This is a genomic window from Salipiger sp. ABN3_019 (assembly GCF_056158605.1).
The window spans coordinates 1,586,085-1,600,115 of the sequence record NZ_JBSWTP010000009.1 but is presented as its reverse complement, the minus strand read 5'-3'; the positions used below and the strand labels follow the sequence as shown (position 1 = coordinate 1,600,115).

The 14,031-nt window shown below is 66.1% G+C and carries 15 protein-coding genes; 9 read left to right on the top strand and 6 right to left on the bottom strand.

Features of this window, described 5'->3' with window-relative positions; translation table 11 throughout:
- Positions 1–184: 184 nt before the first annotated feature.
- A complete protein-coding gene (locus ACXAD2_RS15850; RefSeq protein WP_066105661.1) occupies positions 185–1,276 on the bottom strand; it encodes an alkene reductase in 1,092 nt (363 codons plus the stop codon).
- A gap of 271 nt (positions 1,277–1,547) precedes the next feature.
- Here ACXAD2_RS15850 and ACXAD2_RS15845 point away from each other — a divergent pair, with 271 nt between their 5' ends.
- Together ACXAD2_RS15845 and ACXAD2_RS15840 are read left to right on the top strand one after the other, a co-directional pair.
- Positions 1,548–2,393, top strand: a complete 846-nt coding sequence (locus tag ACXAD2_RS15845) for a hypothetical protein (protein ID WP_475171801.1) — start codon at positions 1,548–1,550, stop codon at positions 2,391–2,393.
- Positions 2,386–2,565 carry a hypothetical protein gene (locus tag ACXAD2_RS15840; RefSeq protein ID WP_066105656.1) on the top strand — a complete coding sequence of 60 codons (180 nt, stop codon included), beginning with the start codon at positions 2,386–2,388 and terminating at the stop codon, positions 2,563–2,565. Before ACXAD2_RS15845 ends, ACXAD2_RS15840 begins: the two co-directional genes overlap by 8 nt.
- A gap of 6 nt (positions 2,566–2,571) precedes the next feature.
- On the opposite strand, the gene tgt is transcribed toward ACXAD2_RS15840, so the two are convergent.
- Positions 2,572–3,699, bottom strand: coding sequence for a tRNA guanosine(34) transglycosylase Tgt (tgt, locus tag ACXAD2_RS15835; RefSeq protein WP_475171799.1), 1,128 nt, complete (start codon positions 3,697–3,699; stop codon positions 2,572–2,574).
- A 237-nt stretch (positions 3,700–3,936) separates the two neighbouring features.
- On the opposite strand from tgt, the gene ACXAD2_RS15830 reads away from it, so the two are divergent.
- Positions 3,937–4,293: a hypothetical protein gene (locus ACXAD2_RS15830; RefSeq protein WP_475171797.1), complete on the top strand. Its 357-nt coding sequence runs from the start codon at positions 3,937–3,939 to the stop codon at positions 4,291–4,293.
- Between the two features lie 129 nt (positions 4,294–4,422).
- Here ACXAD2_RS15830 and ACXAD2_RS15825 read toward each other — a convergent pair whose 3' ends face one another.
- Positions 4,423–5,565, bottom strand: a complete 1,143-nt coding sequence (locus ACXAD2_RS15825) for a hypothetical protein (protein WP_475171795.1) — start codon at positions 5,563–5,565, stop codon at positions 4,423–4,425.
- Positions 5,566–5,569: 4 nt separating this feature from the next.
- Complete coding sequence (locus ACXAD2_RS15820; protein WP_475171794.1) at positions 5,570–6,349, bottom strand: SDR family oxidoreductase; 780 nt, start codon at positions 6,347–6,349, stop codon at positions 5,570–5,572.
- Between the two features lie 265 nt (positions 6,350–6,614).
- Between ACXAD2_RS15820 and ACXAD2_RS15815 the strand changes: the two genes are divergently transcribed.
- A complete protein-coding gene (locus tag ACXAD2_RS15815) occupies positions 6,615–7,643 on the top strand; it encodes a Hint domain-containing protein (protein WP_475171792.1) in 1,029 nt (342 codons plus the stop codon).
- Positions 7,644–7,797: 154 nt separating this feature from the next.
- Here ACXAD2_RS15815 and ACXAD2_RS15810 read toward each other — a convergent pair whose 3' ends face one another.
- Positions 7,798–8,061 carry a DUF7218 family protein gene (locus ACXAD2_RS15810; RefSeq protein WP_475171791.1) on the bottom strand — a complete coding sequence of 88 codons (264 nt, stop codon included), beginning with the start codon at positions 8,059–8,061 and terminating at the stop codon, positions 7,798–7,800.
- Positions 8,062–8,149: 88 nt separating this feature from the next.
- Here ACXAD2_RS15810 and ACXAD2_RS15805 point away from each other — a divergent pair, with 88 nt between their 5' ends.
- The 5 genes from ACXAD2_RS15805 (at position 8,150) to ACXAD2_RS15785 (ending at position 13,289) form a co-directional block, all read left to right on the top strand.
- Positions 8,150–9,757, top strand: coding sequence for a peptide chain release factor 3 (locus ACXAD2_RS15805; protein ID WP_475171790.1), 1,608 nt, complete (start codon positions 8,150–8,152; stop codon positions 9,755–9,757).
- A 203-nt stretch (positions 9,758–9,960) separates the two neighbouring features.
- Positions 9,961–10,413, top strand: a complete 453-nt coding sequence (locus tag ACXAD2_RS15800; protein WP_475171789.1) for an N-acetyltransferase family protein — start codon at positions 9,961–9,963, stop codon at positions 10,411–10,413.
- Between the two features lie 3 nt (positions 10,414–10,416).
- Complete coding sequence (locus ACXAD2_RS15795; RefSeq protein WP_475171787.1) at positions 10,417–11,793, top strand: DUF2927 domain-containing protein; 1,377 nt, start codon at positions 10,417–10,419, stop codon at positions 11,791–11,793.
- Positions 11,794–11,802: 9 nt separating this feature from the next.
- Entirely contained in the window at positions 11,803–11,970 is a 168-nt protein-coding gene (locus tag ACXAD2_RS15790) for an apolipoprotein acyltransferase (protein WP_066105624.1), read from the top strand.
- A 134-nt stretch (positions 11,971–12,104) separates the two neighbouring features.
- A complete protein-coding gene (locus ACXAD2_RS15785; protein WP_475171785.1) occupies positions 12,105–13,289 on the top strand; it encodes a vWA domain-containing protein in 1,185 nt (394 codons plus the stop codon).
- Here the strand turns inward: ACXAD2_RS15785 and ACXAD2_RS15780 are convergent.
- On the bottom strand, positions 13,286–13,942 hold the full coding sequence (locus ACXAD2_RS15780; RefSeq protein ID WP_475171783.1) for a glutathione S-transferase family protein: 657 nt from the start codon (positions 13,940–13,942) through the stop codon (positions 13,286–13,288). The two genes, ACXAD2_RS15785 and ACXAD2_RS15780, sit on opposite strands and share 4 nt — an antisense overlap.
- Positions 13,943–14,031: the final 89 nt, after the last annotated feature.

Below are 14,031 nucleotides of genomic sequence, written 5' to 3'. Positions count from 1 at the left end.
GCGCGGGCGTTAACTTTTCAAGCGCGCGGGACCCGTTCTCACCAATGTGACGCTCCGCTGCGCCGGGCGCAAGCCGCCAATTCGCCTATGGCGAGCGAATAGAGGCGCGCCGCGCGAAAACCTTGCAACAGCCTTAACGGCAACACGGGTTAACACTCGCGCGGCGCGCCCCTTCACCGCCCGGTCAGGCGGCGTCGCTCAGGGTGGGGTAGTCGGTGTAGCCTTCCTCCCCGCCCGCATAGAAGGTGTTCTGGTCGCCCTCGTTCAGCGGCGCGTTCTTTTGCAGGCGCGTCACCAGATCGGGGTTCGAGATGAACGGACGGCCAAAGGCCACCAGATCGGCCTTGCCGCTCTTGACAGCCTCGATGGCCATCTCGCGGTCATAGCCGTTGTTGCCCATCCAGACGCCCTCATAGAGCTTGTGCAGCGCCTCGAGGCTTTCGCCCTCGGCCAGCTCGCGCGGACCGCCGGTGGCGCCTTCGACCACGTGCAGATACGACAGGTTATAAGCGTTCAGCTTCTTCACCACATATTCGAACAGCGGCTGCGGGTCGTCATCGTCGATGCCATTGGCCGGCGAGAAGGGCGACAGGCGCAGGCCGGTGCGATCGGCGCCGATCTCGTCGGTGACCGCATCCAGCACCTCAAAGAGGAAACGCGCGCGGTTCTCGATCGAGCCGCCGTATTGGTCCTCGCGCTTGTTGGCGCCGGTCTTCAGGAACTGGTCGATCAGATAGCCATTGGCGCCATGCACCTCGACCCCGTCAAAGCCAGCCTCGATCGCCGCGCGGGCGGCGTGGCGGTAATCGGCGACGATGCCGGCCAGTTCTTCGGTCTCCAGCGCGCGGGGCGTGGAGGTCTCGGCCGGACCGTCAACCGTGAAGGTCTTGGCGCCTGCCGGGATCGCCGAGGGCGCAACCGGGGCCTGCCCGTCCGGCTGGATCGACGTGTGGCTGATGCGGCCCACGTGCCAAAGCTGGATGACGATCTTGCCGCCTTCCGCGTGCACGGCATCGGTCACCTTCTTCCACGCGGCCACTTGGCCTTCGGAATAGATGCCCGGGGTCTTGATATAGCCTTTGCCCTGCGCCGAGATCTGCGAGGCTTCGGTGATGATCAGCCCTGCGCCAGCGCGCTGGCGATAGTATTCCACATGCAGGTCGCCGACTTCGGCGGTGTCATTGTCGGCACGGCTGCGGGTGAGCGGGGCCATCACCACGCGGTTGGCCATCTCGATGGCACCGGCGGTGAACGGGGTAAAGAGCGCCTCGGTCATGAAGTCTCTCCCTTGCTTGGGTCCAGTGTCTTGCCGACCACGGTGGCCGGCATGGGAAACGAGAGATAAGCGCGCGCCGCGCTGCGGCAAGCGCGCAAAGCGATGTGCACAATTGCACGGAACGCATGACTGGCGATGTGCCGGCCGTTTCGATGGCTGCCGCCGCTCTGCAAGTCACTGGTCGTTCACATGGTCCGGCCTTCATGATACAATCATAGGTATATTAATACGCAACTATTTCACCCAGGATTTCTCATCCATCAGCCGCGTCATGCACCATATTCTGCCCGCCGTTTTGCTCATTGTGCTTTTTGCCAGCCTGCCGGACGCGGCCTATGCGCCGCTTCGGAGTGCCTCGTCGAGACTCTCAACCACTGGGTCGCCGGGTGGGTCTGCCCCCGCCTTTTCGCCCAGCAGCCTCGAAAGGCAGACCGGGCGCGCGCTCTATCATGGCTCGGCGCGGTTGCTTGCAGGGCCCGGCGATCTTTCTCCGGGCGATTTCGGGGCCTTTGGGGTGATCGCATTTGCCCGCGGGCCGCAGTTCCCAAGGGGCAGCAGCGACCCCGAAGCGGCGCGCGCCGCGATGATCTGCCATGCCTTCGTCGCGTCCCTAAGCACCCTTGCGGACACCCAGCCCGAAGGGCCCTCCTCAGACCGCATGGTGGTCACGGTCTGGCCCATGCAAAGCTCTGCCGCCGCCGCCCGCGCGCGCCAAGCCGCGCCCGGCGAGACCTGCGCCATCGCGCTGCAGCGCTATCGCTTCGAGACCGCCGATCTGGCGATCGGAGCGGCGGTGGACAGCGGGCAGCTCAACCCATCGCGGCGCGGCCCCTTCCTGATGGCATGGCAGCCCGGCGCGAGCTTTGCCGATCCGGGCCGACCGATCCTCTTTGACGATCTGTCCAACGTGAACGATCCCGAAGAAGCGCAGGCGCGGTTTGCCCGGTGGGACCGCGACATCGCAGATGAGGAACGCTATGGCGACGTGCTGGAGGATCGCCTCGGCCTTTGGGCCTACGCCCGTCTGCGGCTGAGGACATGGGCCGACACGCAAGGCGCAGAGCTGCTGTCAGCCCTGCGCGCCGCGCTCATGTCCGGATGGCAGCAAGATGCCTGATCTGCTGAGCGCCGCCCTGCCCTATCTCTTCCTCGCGCTCATTGCAGCGGCGCTCACCTCATGGGTCGGCCCCACCACCGACGCGGGCTATCAGGCGCTTTTTGTCACCAGCTTCGCCGGTCTGAGCGCGCTGTGGCTGCTTGTCATCGCGCTTACCAAAAGCCGCAACTGACCCGCCTCAGAGCGGCGGGATGTCACCTTCGGCCCGCTGGGCGTGGAACTCTTCCTCGAAGGCGGCGAACGTGCCACCAGCGATCGCGTCGCGCAGCCCCTGCATCAGTTCCTGATAATAGTGCAGGTTGTGCCACGTCAGCAGCATCCCCGAGATCATCTCACCCGCGCGGTAGACATGGTGCAGATAGGCGCGCGAATAGCTGCGGCACGCCGGACAGCTGCAATGCTCGTCAAGCGGGCGCGGGTCGTCCTGATGGCGGGCGTTCTTGATGTTGACCATGCCGCGGCGCGTCCACGCCTGCCCGGTCCGTCCCGAGCGCGAGGGCAGCACGCAGTCCATCATGTCGATGCCGCGCTTCACCGCGCCGACGATATCGTCGGGCTTGCCCACCCCCATCAGATAGCGCGGCTTGTCCTCGGGCAGCTGACCGGGGGCGAAGTCGAGCACGTTGAACATCGCCTCCTGCCCCTCGCCCACCGCGAGCCCGCCCACGGCATAGCCGTCAAAGCCGATAGACCGCAGCGCCTCGGCGCTCTCGCCGCGCAGGTCTTCTTCGAGCCCGCCCTGCTGGATGCCGAACAGCATATGCCCCGGCCGATCGCCGAAAGCATCGCGCGAGCGCTGCGCCCACCGCATGGACAGGCGCATGCTTTCCTCGATCCGCTTGCGGTCGGCGGGCAGCGCCGGGCATTCGTCGAAACACATCACGATGTCCGAGCCGAGCAGCCGCTGAATCTCCATCGAGCTTTCCGGCGAGAGCATGTGCTTCGAGCCGTCGATATGGCTCTTGAAGGTGACCCCCTCCTCGGTGAGCTTGCGCAGCCCGGCAAGGCTCATCACCTGAAAGCCGCCCGAGTCCGTCAGAATGGGGCGTTCCCAGTTCATGAACTTGTGCAGCCCGCCAAGGCGCGCGACGCGCTCGGCACCGGGGCGCAGCATCAGGTGATAGGTATTGCCCAGCAGGATATCGGCGCCGGTGGCGCGCACGCTTTCGGGCAGCATCGCCTTGACGGTCGCAGCGGTGCCGACGGGCATGAAGGCGGGGGTGCGGATCTCGCCGCGCGGGGTAGAGATCACCCCGGTGCGCGCTGCTCCGTCCCGCCCGGACAGGGTAAAGGAGGTCTGGCTCATGTGCTTCCCTCTGCCCCAAAGCGCAGGATTTGCCAAGCGGTTTGGCGCGCGCCTCCCCTGCACCACCCTATGCTGCGCAACTCCCCGCCTTTGCCGCAAGCGGTGCCCAGCGCGCCGCACCAAAAATTTCTAAAATCCTAAATTTTGAGGTGCAGTTCAGATTTGCAGCGCACCCTAGGCCCAGTCACCTCAACCCCTGTCACCTCAACCCCTGTCACCTCAAACATGGAGCCTTGCATGATCCGCTTTGCCCCCCGAAAGACCGACCACACCACCCCGCGCCGAAGGCCCGGTGCGCTTTCGCATTCTGGAAAGTCCTTTGTCTATGGCGCACTCGCGCTCAGCATGCTTGGCGCGCAGACCGCCCATGCGGGCGACGATGTGCCCCCGCCCGATTATCAGGGCCGATATTTCATCACCACCGACGGCTGCGCCTATTCGCGCGCGCAGGCCTATGGCTATCACGCCAGCTGGCATCTTTTGCTCAATGCCTCGGTGATCGGCTTCCAAGATGCCCACTCCGGCTGCGCCGCGATGCTCGACACCGGCGTTCCCACAGGCATCATCAGCACTTCCGGCTATTCCGGCTCGTAGCGGCTGACGCTGACGTCGCTTCCGCTTACCCCGCGCTTGGCGCCAGCCCGCACCGCCGGGCCGGCGCGCACTCATTGAGCGCTACAGCGTCCTTCGTGTCCCCAATAGAATGAAGCGGAATGAAGCGCCCTAGGCCTCGCGCAGATCGAAGGCGGCCTCCGCCACGTCGCGCCCGTTCACCTGCAGGATCACCGCATGCGGGCCGGGATGCAGCCGGAAGGTGGTCGCATCGCCTTTCATGCGGTGCCGTTTCACCAGCCGCAGCCTCTGCCCCGGCTTCAGTTGCACCGATCTGAGCTTGAACACCTTTTCGGCGCTGCCCTTCGGACGGTGGAAGCGCAGCCGGTAGTCCACCATCACGGCGCCACCCTCCGGCGCCTCGATCTCTGCGGCAATCTCCAGCGTCTCGCCGATGGGCAGGCTTGGCGGATCGAGGCTCAGCTGCGCGCGCACCGGCAGGTCCGCGCGATAGCCAAGCAGCGCCAGCGCCCGGGGCTCACCCCGCTTCACCGCCGTGCGCAGCGCATGGCGGGTCATCCAGTCCAACTCCTTGGCGTCCTGCCGCGCACCGGCCTGCCAGTCCTCGAGCCGCCCAAGCACCGCGTCGGGCGCGATCTTCGACAGATCGTTGAGGTGATTGGCTACAGAGCGGGTCACAAAGCGCGTCTCATCCCCGTGCAGCGCGTCAAGAAAGCGCAGCGGCAGCAGTGGGTCAAGCGAGATGCCCATCCCCCAAGGCAGCTTGGGCCGCGTCCCTTCCGAGACCAGCCGCCGCACATGGTAATGCGGGTCCTCCACCCAAGCGTCGAGCCGCGCCAGCACCTGATCCGGCCAGCGATTGAGGAACGGGCGAATGGCGTATTCCATGGAAAACCGCTGCGTGGCCGCGTGCAGCAGATCAAGCGCGCGCTCCGGGTGGTCCATCCCGTGACGCATGGCCAGAACGCCGGGCACCGCGTGGATGAACCGCCCGAAGTCATCGTCGCGCAAGCTGGGGTCAAGCGGCGGCGGCAGCGCCGCCTCCACCTGATCCGCCATTTCGGGAAAATCCGAAGCAAGCTGCTCGGCCAGAGCCTCGGCGATCACCTCCAGCCGCGCATGCACGCCCAGCCCCTCGAAACGCGGCAAAGCGGTCTCGACGAACCGGTCGGGCGCGAAGCCCGGCAGGACGGAATATTCCTGCGCCAGAACGCCAAGCGTGCCGCGATTGAACAGCTGATCGGCGAACGAGTAGCCCGCGCCCCCGCCCTGCCCGTCCGGTCCCCGTGCCATCGGTTCAGATTGTCGCCAGCGTCTCGCCGCCGTCCAGAACGATGTTCTGCCCGACGATGAAGCGCGCGTGCACCGAACACAGATAAGCGCACATCTTGCCGAAGTCCGCCGCCTGCCCGTATTCGCGGGTCGGAATACCCGACGCGCGCTCGGCGCTGATCTCGGCGATCGGGCGTCCTGTGCGCTCGGCGTCGTGGGTGTCCATCTGCACGATGCGCGCGGTCTCATGCACCCCCGGCAGCAGGTTGTTGATGGTCACGCCCTTCTCGGCCACCTGACGCGAGGTGCCCGCGACAAAGCCTGTCAGCCCCGCCCGCGCCGAGTTCGACAGACCCAGCTGCAGGATCGGCGCCTTCACCGAACGCGAGGTGATGTTGACCACCCGGCCCCAGCCGCGCTCCATCATCCCCGGCAGCAGCGCCTGCATCAGCGCGATCGGGGTCAGCATGTTGCCGTCCAGCGCCTTGAGGAAATCGCTGCGATCCCAGTCGCTCCAGATACCCGGGGGCGGACCGCCCGCATTGGTCACGAGGATGTCGGCGCCGCGCGCCAGTTCCAGCACCTGCGCGCGCCCGTCTTCCGAGACGATATCGGCAGCCGCCGTGACGACTTTGACACCATAGGTGCTGCGGATCTCCTCGGCCGCCTGTTCCAGAGCTTCGGCCCCGCGCGCGTTCATCACAAGGTTGCAGCCAGCCTCTGCCAGCGCCTCGGCGCAGCCGCGTCCCAGCCCCTTGGACGATGCGCAGACCAGCGCCGTCTTGCCCGAAATCCCGAGATCCATGTTTTTCTCCTCTTGTCGTCTGCCGGCAAAACGCCGGGCTCGGGGCCATATGATGACACATTCCCTTGGCATACAATGGGGTGTAGGCTCGGCCTTCCTGCGGCGCGCGCTAGGTGGTCTTTGGCGCCGCGGCGTCACTGGCAATCCGGTAGGTCGCGCAGCCCTTTGGGACGACGAACGGCAGACAGATCGGCAAACAGATCGGCGAGCGGGCCGAAGAGACGAGCGCGCGGACCCTGCTGCGCATGAACGGTAGAGACGAGTGATGGCAAGAGCCCCTTTGCAGACCGAAGCCACCCGCGCACCGCACAGCGTGAGCGTCTATCGCGGCGCGCATCTGCGCGTGGTGAGCGGCGCCAACCTCGGCGACGGGCTGAGCTTTGCCGACGATCTGCAGCCCGACGACGTCTACGCGCTCTCGCCCTTGGCGCGCCCCTGCCGTCTGTCGCTGCTGCCCGCCGCCGCGTCGCCCTTCCAGGTGGCGCCCGGCAGCGAGACCGGCACCGCTGGCGCCGAGCTGCATCTCGACAGCTGCCTGCTGTTCATGAGCGGCGACGGTGCCATCACAGAAGCAATCGTTCTGGTCGAAACCGATGCCGATGGGCTGGTGACCGAGCTATACCTCATGCCGCTCGCGCCGATGCAGCCGCGCAAGGACTACGCTTTGGTCGGCGTGTCGACGCAGGAGGCTCTGGCCAAGTTTGCGCAAGCGGCCTGCGTCTCGTTCACCCGCGGCACGCTGATCACCATGGCCTCTGGCGCGCAGCGTCCCGTCGAGGATCTGCAACTGGGCGACCGCGTGCTGACCCGCGACGACGGCCCGCAGGAAATCCGCTGGATCGGCCATCAGGTGGTGCGGGCCAGCGGGGCCTTCGCACCGATCCTGATCCGCGCCGGGGCGCTCAACAATGCGCGCGATCTGCTGGTCAGCCCCGACCACCGGCTGTTCATCTACCAGCGCCGCGACCGGCTGGGCGCCGGGCGCGCCGAGCTTCTGGTGCGCGCCCGCCACCTGCTCAACGGCGAGAGCATCCTGCAACAGCAGGGCGGCTTCGTGGAATATTACCAGATGCTCTTCGATCATCATCAGATCATCTATGCCGAGGGCATCGCCGCCGAATCCATGCTGGTCGACACGCGCACCCGCGCAGCGCTGCCCACGGAACTCTCCGAACAGCTTGCCGCCCTGCTGCCGCGCCACCGCGCCACGGATCAGCCGGAGATCGAGGTGCAGGAAGTGATGCTGCAGCGCCCCGACGCCGCCGATTTGCTGCGGCGCTCGTCGGTGGGATAAAGCTCAAGCCACGATGGTGATGGCGCGGCTCATTGGGGGCTCTGCCCCAGTCCGCTGACGCGGCCTCCCCCGGGATATTTGGACCTAGGCGAAAGCGAAAAGGGCTTCTTCTCTTTCCAAATACGCCAGCCCAAGGCTGCAGCTCGCGCCGCGCTCAGTGGTCGCGTAATGCGTCGATCAACTGATCCTTGGTCATCTCCGAGCGGCCGTCGATGTCGATCTCTTGCGCGCGCTCGTAAAGCGCGTCTTTCGTCCATTCCTCATAGGGCGGCGCCTTGCCGCCCTTCTTTGACGGGTGCATGTCGGGATTGGCCTTGGCGTTGGCGATACGCGCGGCTTTTTCCTTCGAATAGCCGTCGTCGCGCAGATCGGAATAGAGCTTGTCGTCCTTGATCGAGGGGCCGTGGTCGCGGGTCATGGCAGGTCTCCTTTCCCGTGCTCAACCCCGCGCCGCAGCGCGCGGTTCCCCATAGACAAAAGCGCCTTGCGGACCTATACGCGCGCTCATGCTGGACACCGCTTCGAACCGCCCCACCCTGCCGCCCGAGATCGCGCGGCGCCGCACCTTCGCGATCATCTCGCACCCGGATGCGGGCAAGACCACGCTGACCGAAAAGTTCCTGCTTTTCGGCGGGGCCATTCAGATGGCCGGACAGGTCCGCGCCAAGGGCGAAGCGCGGCGCACGCGCTCGGACTTCATGAAGATGGAGCAGGAGCGCGGCATCTCGGTTTCCGCCTCGGCGATGTCCTTTGAATACGGGCAGTTCCGCTACAATCTTGTCGACACGCCCGGCCACTCGGACTTCTCCGAAGACACCTACCGCACGCTGACCGCGGTGGATGCGGCGATCATGGTGATCGACGGCGCCAAGGGTGTGGAAAGCCAGACCCGCAAGCTGTTTGAGGTTTGCCGCCTGCGCGACCTGCCGATCCTGACCTTCTGCAACAAGATGGACCGCGAAGCGCGCGACACATTCGAGATCATCGACGAGATTCAGGAAAACCTCGCCATCGACGTGACGCCTGCCAGCTGGCCGATCGGCATGGGGCGCGATTTCCTCGGCTGCTACGACATGATCCACGACCGGCTGGAACTGATGGACCGGGCCGACCGCAACCGCGTGGCGGAATTGATCAAGATCAGCGGCCTCGATGACCCGAAGCTGGCCGAACACGTCCCCGCCGAATTGCTCGAGCAGCTGCGCGAAGAGATCGAAATGGCGCGCGAGCTGCTGCCCGCGCTCGACCCGCAGTCGGTGCTCGAAGGTCATATGACACCGATCTGGTTCGGCTCTGCGATCAACTCCTTCGGCGTGAAGGAACTGATGGATGGCATCGGCGAGCTGGCCCCCGAGCCGCAGCCGACCTCGGCCGCGCCCCGGCAGATTGCCCCGGATGAAAAGAAGGTCGCTGGGTTCGTCTTCAAGGTGCAGGCCAATATGGACCCCAAGCACCGCGACCGCGTCGCCTTCGTGCGGCTGTCGTCCGGGCATTTCGAGCGCGGCATGAAGCTGACCCATGTGCGCACCAAAAAGCCCATGGCGATCTCCAACCCGGTGCTGTTCCTTGCCGCCGACCGCGAGCTTGCCGAAGAGGCCTGGGCCGGCGACATCATCGGCATCCCCAACCACGGCCAGCTGCGCATCGGCGACACGCTGACCGAGGGCGAGGCGCTGAAGGTCACCGGCATCCCCTCTTTCGCGCCGGAACTGCTGCAAAGCGTGCGCGCGGGCGATCCGCTGAAGGCCAAGCACCTGGAAAAGGCGCTGTTCCAATTTGCCGAGGAAGGCGCGGCGAAAGTCTTCAAGCCGTCGATCGGCTCGGGCTATATCGTCGGCGTCGTCGGCGCGCTGCAGTTCGAGGTTCTGGGCGCGCGGATCGAGCAGGAATATTCGCTGCCGGTGCGCTTCGAGCCCTCGCAGTTCACCTCGGCGCGCTGGGTGCATGGCGAGAAGGCGGCGGTGGAGAAATTCACCAACGCCAACAAGCAGCACATCGCCCACGACAATGACGGCGACATCGTCTACCTGACGCGCATGCAATGGGACATCGACCGGGTCGAGCGCGACTATCCGGGCGTGACCCTCTCGGCGACCAAGGAAATGATGGTCTGATCCCGAGCGGCCTGTTGCATCACTGCACAGGCCAACCCCCTGACCCTACGTCATTTTATCCGATCCGGCGCCGCGAAATCACATTTTCGCGGCGCCGGGCGCTTTGAGGCACACCTTTGCGCCGCCCCGCGCTATACTGGCGCCTGCAGAGGGCGCGAAGCCCCGAAGATACAACGACAAAAGACCACCGAGGCAGAGGCAGCATGTCCCAAGACAGCGTGATTATCCGGCCCCTTCGGGCCGAAGACGAAGCCGCGTGGCGCGTGCTATGGACCGGCTATCTCACCTTCTACGAGACCTCGGTGCCCGAAGAGGTCTATGCGTCCACCTTCGCCCGGCTGCTGGGCGCGGATCCGCAGGATTTCAGCTGTCTCGTGGCCGAGAGCGAGGGTGCGCTCATCGGGCTGGTGCATTTCCTCTTCCACCGCCACTGCTGGCGCATCGAGAATGTGTGCTACCTGCAGGACCTCTATGCCGCCCCCGAGGCGCGCGGCAAGGGCGTGGGCCGGGCGCTGATCGAGGCGGTCTATGCCGCTGCCGATGCCGCTGGCGCGCCGACGGTCTACTGGCTGACGCAGGAGTTCAACCACACCGCCCGGCAGCTTTATGACCGGATCGGGACCGAGACGCCCTTTATCAAATATCAGCGGCCCTGAGCGATGTGGCGGCGCGGGTTCATCGTGCTGACCCTCGGGCTGCTGCTCGGCTCCTGCGCGCCGAGCGGCCCCGAGACCGCGCGGCGTGGCACTGCCGCGCCGGAAACCCCGCTGGCCGAACCGCCGCTCGCCGCACGTTTCGGCGCGCCGCAGCCCGAGCCGCCGCAGGTCGCCAACACGCAGATCGCCCGTGACGTGCTCGACCTCGCCTTCTTGCTGGAATCGGGCAAGAGCCTGCCGATCTTCACCCGCTTCGAGACGCCCGTAACCCTGCGCGTGGCCGGAGATGCGCCGCCCAGCCTGAGCGCCGACCTTGCGCGCCTGCTGCGGCGGCTGCGCGAAGAGGCAGGGATCGACATCACCGAGACCAAGGCCAAAGCGGCCAATATCACCCTTGTTCCCGTCTCGCGCGAGACGATCCGCAAGGAACTGCCGCAGGCCGCCTGTTTCGTCATCCCCGGCGTCAGCTCGCTCGCCGAGTACCGCCGCGCGCGCCGCGCTGGGAGCACCAGCTGGGTGGATGTGCACAAGCGCGAGACCGCCGCCGTCTTCCTGCCTGCCGACGCCGCGCCGCAGGAACTGCGCGACTGCCTGCACGAAGAGATCGCGCAGGCGCTGGGGCCACTCAACGATCTCTACCGGCTGGGCGACAGCGTGTTCAACGACGACAATGTGCACACGGTGCTTTCCGGCTATGACATGCTGGTGCTGCGGGTCTTCTACGATCCCGCGCTGCGTTCGGGGATGAGCCGCGCCGAGGTGGCGCAGGCGCTGCCCGCGATCCTTGCCCGGCTCAATCCGCGCGGCGAGTCCCTGCCCGACCGGCATCTCGCGCCCACCCCGCGGCCTTGGATCGACGCCATCCAGACCGCGCTGAACACCGGCGAGCCGATGCCGAAGCGCCGCGCCTCGGCCGAAGATGCGCTGCGCCTCGCGCAACGCGAAGGCTGGCGCGATCACCGGCTCGGCTTTGCGCATTTCGTGCTGGGGCGGCTGTTGCAGGGCGATGAACCGGCGGCTGCGCGCGCCGAGTTCGACGCCGCGCGCCGCGTGTTCGCGGCCTTGCCCGGCGCACGTCTGCACGAGGCCTATGTGGACGCGCAGCTTGGCGCGCTGGCGCTGCGGGCCGGCGATGCGGCGCGCACGCTGGAGCTTGTGACGCCGCAGCAGGAGACCGCGACGCGCTATGAAAACGCCGCGCTTCTGGCGACGCTGAAGATGCTGCGCGCCGAGGCGCTGCAGATGTCGGGGCGCGCCTCGGAAGCCGAACAGCTCCGGCTGGACTCTCTGGGATGGGCGCGCTACGGCTTCGGCCCGGATTGGGCGGCACAGGCCAAGCTGCGACAGATCGCTGCGCTCAATCCGAAGAACGGGAGTTGAGGACAGCGCATGATCGTGATCGCCGGAGCCCTGCTGGGCGCCATCATCGGCGGGCTGACCGCCCGGCGCCGCAAGGGCAACAAGGCCGATATCGCGCAGTTCGTCGCGGTCTATGCGATCGCCTTCGGGCTGGTCGGGCTGATCGTCACCATCGCGGTTGAGAAGCTGGCGTTCTGAGCTGATCTTGCGGGTTCAGGGGGCGCTGCCCCCTCTTCGCTGCGCGAATTCACCCCCGGCGTATTTTCAAAGAGAAGAAGACCCGGGTTGAGGGCGCTGGCTGGGCGCGGCATCATTGCGGCCGGAGGTGGCGGATGTTCCTGCGATTTTTCGAAACCCTGAGACAGGCGCAGGTGCCGGTCTCGCTGCGCGAGTTCCTGAGCTTTCTCGAGGCGCTAAAGGCCGGGCTGGCGCGCTATGACGTCGAGGGGTTCTATTACCTCGCGCGCTGCGCGCTGGTGAAGGACGAGCGCCATCTCGACCGGTTCGACCGCGCCTTTGCCGAAGCCTTCAAGGGCGTCGAGGCGATCTCTTTCGAGCAGGTTCTGGAGGCGGTGGCGCTGCCCGCGGACTGGCTGCAGAAGATGGCCGAAAAGCATCTGTCGGCGGAAGAGAAGGCCGAGATCGAGGCGATGGGCGGCTTCGAGAAGCTGATGGAGACGCTCAAGCAGCGCCTGCGCGAGCAGCAAAAGCGCCACGAGGGCGGCAGCAAATGGATCGGCACCGCGGGCACCTCGCCCTTTGGCGCCAATGGCTACAACCCCGAGGGCGTGCGCATCGGTCAGGACCAGAGCCGCCACCAGCGCGCAGTGAAGGTCTGGGACAAGCGCGAGTTCCGCAACCTCGACGATCAGGTCGAGCTAGGCACGCGCAACATCAAGGTCGCGCTGAAGCGGCTGCGGGCCTGGGCGCGCGACGGGGCGGCGGATGAGTTGGACCTCGACGGCACGATCCGCGCCACCGCCGAGCATGGCTATCTCGACGTGAAGACCCGCCCCGAGCGGCGCAATGCGGTGAAGGTGCTGCTGTTTCTCGACGCGGGCGGCTCGATCGATCCGCATGTGAAGGTGGTCGAAGAGCTGTTCTCGGCGGCGCGGGCCGAGTTCAAGCACCTCGAGCACTACTACTTTCACAACTGCCTGTACGAAGGGGTCTGGCGCGACAACCGCCGCCGCTGGGACGCGCAGCTGCCGACGTGGGAGGTGCTCAACACCTATGGGCCCGACTATAAATGCATCTTCGTCGGGGATGCCTCGATGAGCCCCTATGAGATCGCCGTGCCGGGCGGCGCCAATGAGCATTGGAACAAGGAGGCGGGCGAGGTCTGGCTGCGCCGCGCCCGGGCGCAATGGCCCGATCACCTGTGGATCAACCCGGTGCCCGAGAAGCACTGGCGCTACACCCAGTCGATCGCGATGATCCGCGAGATTTTCGAGGAGCGCATGGTGCCGATGACGCTGGAAGGGATCGCCCGCGGCACCCGCGAGCTGGCGCGTTAGAACTCCACTTCAAGCTCGACGATCTCGTCAGGCTCGGCCAGGGCGCCTTCGGTCCATTCGCGCATCGGCGCCCAGTTCAGGACGGTCTCGACATAGGCCTCGAGCGTCGGATCGAGCGCCACCGAATAGGTGCGGAAGCGGGTGCAGACCGGGGCGTACATGGCATCGGCGACCGAGGGGCGCGCACCAAAGAGGAACGGCCCGCCGTAGGTGTCGAGGCACTCGTGCCAGATCACCTTGATCCGCTCTACATCGGGCCGCGCGCCCGAGAAAATCTTAAAGCTCTGATGCCGCGCCTTGAGGTTCATCGGCAGCGCCGAGCGCAGGTTGTAAAAGCCCGAATGCATCTCGCCAGAGATCGACCGGCAATGCGAGCGCGCCACGATGTCATCGGGGTAGAGCCCGGCCTCGGGCAGGATCTCGTTGAGATACTGAGCGATGGCCAGCGTGTCCCAGACCTGCACCTTGCCATGCACCAGCCGCGGCACCAGCACCGTGGGCGAGAGCAGCAACAGCTCCTGCCGGGCGGTGGCGTCGGTGGTGTCGACCATCTCTTCGGTGAACTCCAGCCCGGCCATGCGGCAGAGCAGCCAGCCCCGCAAAGACCACGAGGAGTAGTTTTTCGATGAAATGGTGAGCGTTGCCTGCCCCATGCGTCTTCCTCCCGTTGTCACTCGCGCCAAGACCACAGTTTCTTGTCGCATCGCGCGCGCAGACCTGGCTAGCGTTTTCGCGAGGCAGC

Coding starts and splice junctions, on each gene's coding strand:
- ACXAD2_RS15780 (WP_475171783.1), bottom strand. CDS start 13,942: ATGGGGCAGGCAACGCTCACCATTTCATCGAAAAACTACTCCTCGTGG.
- tgt (WP_475171799.1), bottom strand. CDS start 3,699: ATGAGCCAGACCTCCTTTACCCTGTCCGGGCGGGACGGAGCAGCGCGC.
- ACXAD2_RS15790 (WP_066105624.1), top strand. CDS start 11,803: ATGATCGTGATCGCCGGAGCCCTGCTGGGCGCCATCATCGGCGGGCTG.
- ACXAD2_RS15820 (WP_475171794.1), bottom strand. CDS start 6,349: ATGGATCTCGGGATTTCGGGCAAGACGGCGCTGGTCTGCGCATCGTCC.
- ACXAD2_RS15840 (WP_066105656.1), top strand. CDS start 2,386: ATGCCTGATCTGCTGAGCGCCGCCCTGCCCTATCTCTTCCTCGCGCTC.
- ACXAD2_RS15850 (WP_066105661.1), bottom strand. CDS start 1,276: ATGACCGAGGCGCTCTTTACCCCGTTCACCGCCGGTGCCATCGAGATG.
- ACXAD2_RS15825 (WP_475171795.1), bottom strand. CDS start 5,565: ATGGCACGGGGACCGGACGGGCAGGGCGGGGGCGCGGGCTACTCGTTC.
- ACXAD2_RS15815 (WP_475171792.1), top strand. CDS start 6,615: ATGGCAAGAGCCCCTTTGCAGACCGAAGCCACCCGCGCACCGCACAGC.
- ACXAD2_RS15810 (WP_475171791.1), bottom strand. CDS start 8,061: ATGACCCGCGACCACGGCCCCTCGATCAAGGACGACAAGCTCTATTCC.
- ACXAD2_RS15830 (WP_475171797.1), top strand. CDS start 3,937: ATGATCCGCTTTGCCCCCCGAAAGACCGACCACACCACCCCGCGCCGA.
- ACXAD2_RS15845 (WP_475171801.1), top strand. CDS start 1,548: ATGCACCATATTCTGCCCGCCGTTTTGCTCATTGTGCTTTTTGCCAGC.
- ACXAD2_RS15800 (WP_475171789.1), top strand. CDS start 9,961: ATGTCCCAAGACAGCGTGATTATCCGGCCCCTTCGGGCCGAAGACGAA.
- ACXAD2_RS15805 (WP_475171790.1), top strand. CDS start 8,150: ATGCTGGACACCGCTTCGAACCGCCCCACCCTGCCGCCCGAGATCGCG.
- ACXAD2_RS15795 (WP_475171787.1), top strand. CDS start 10,417: ATGTGGCGGCGCGGGTTCATCGTGCTGACCCTCGGGCTGCTGCTCGGC.
- ACXAD2_RS15785 (WP_475171785.1), top strand. CDS start 12,105: ATGTTCCTGCGATTTTTCGAAACCCTGAGACAGGCGCAGGTGCCGGTC.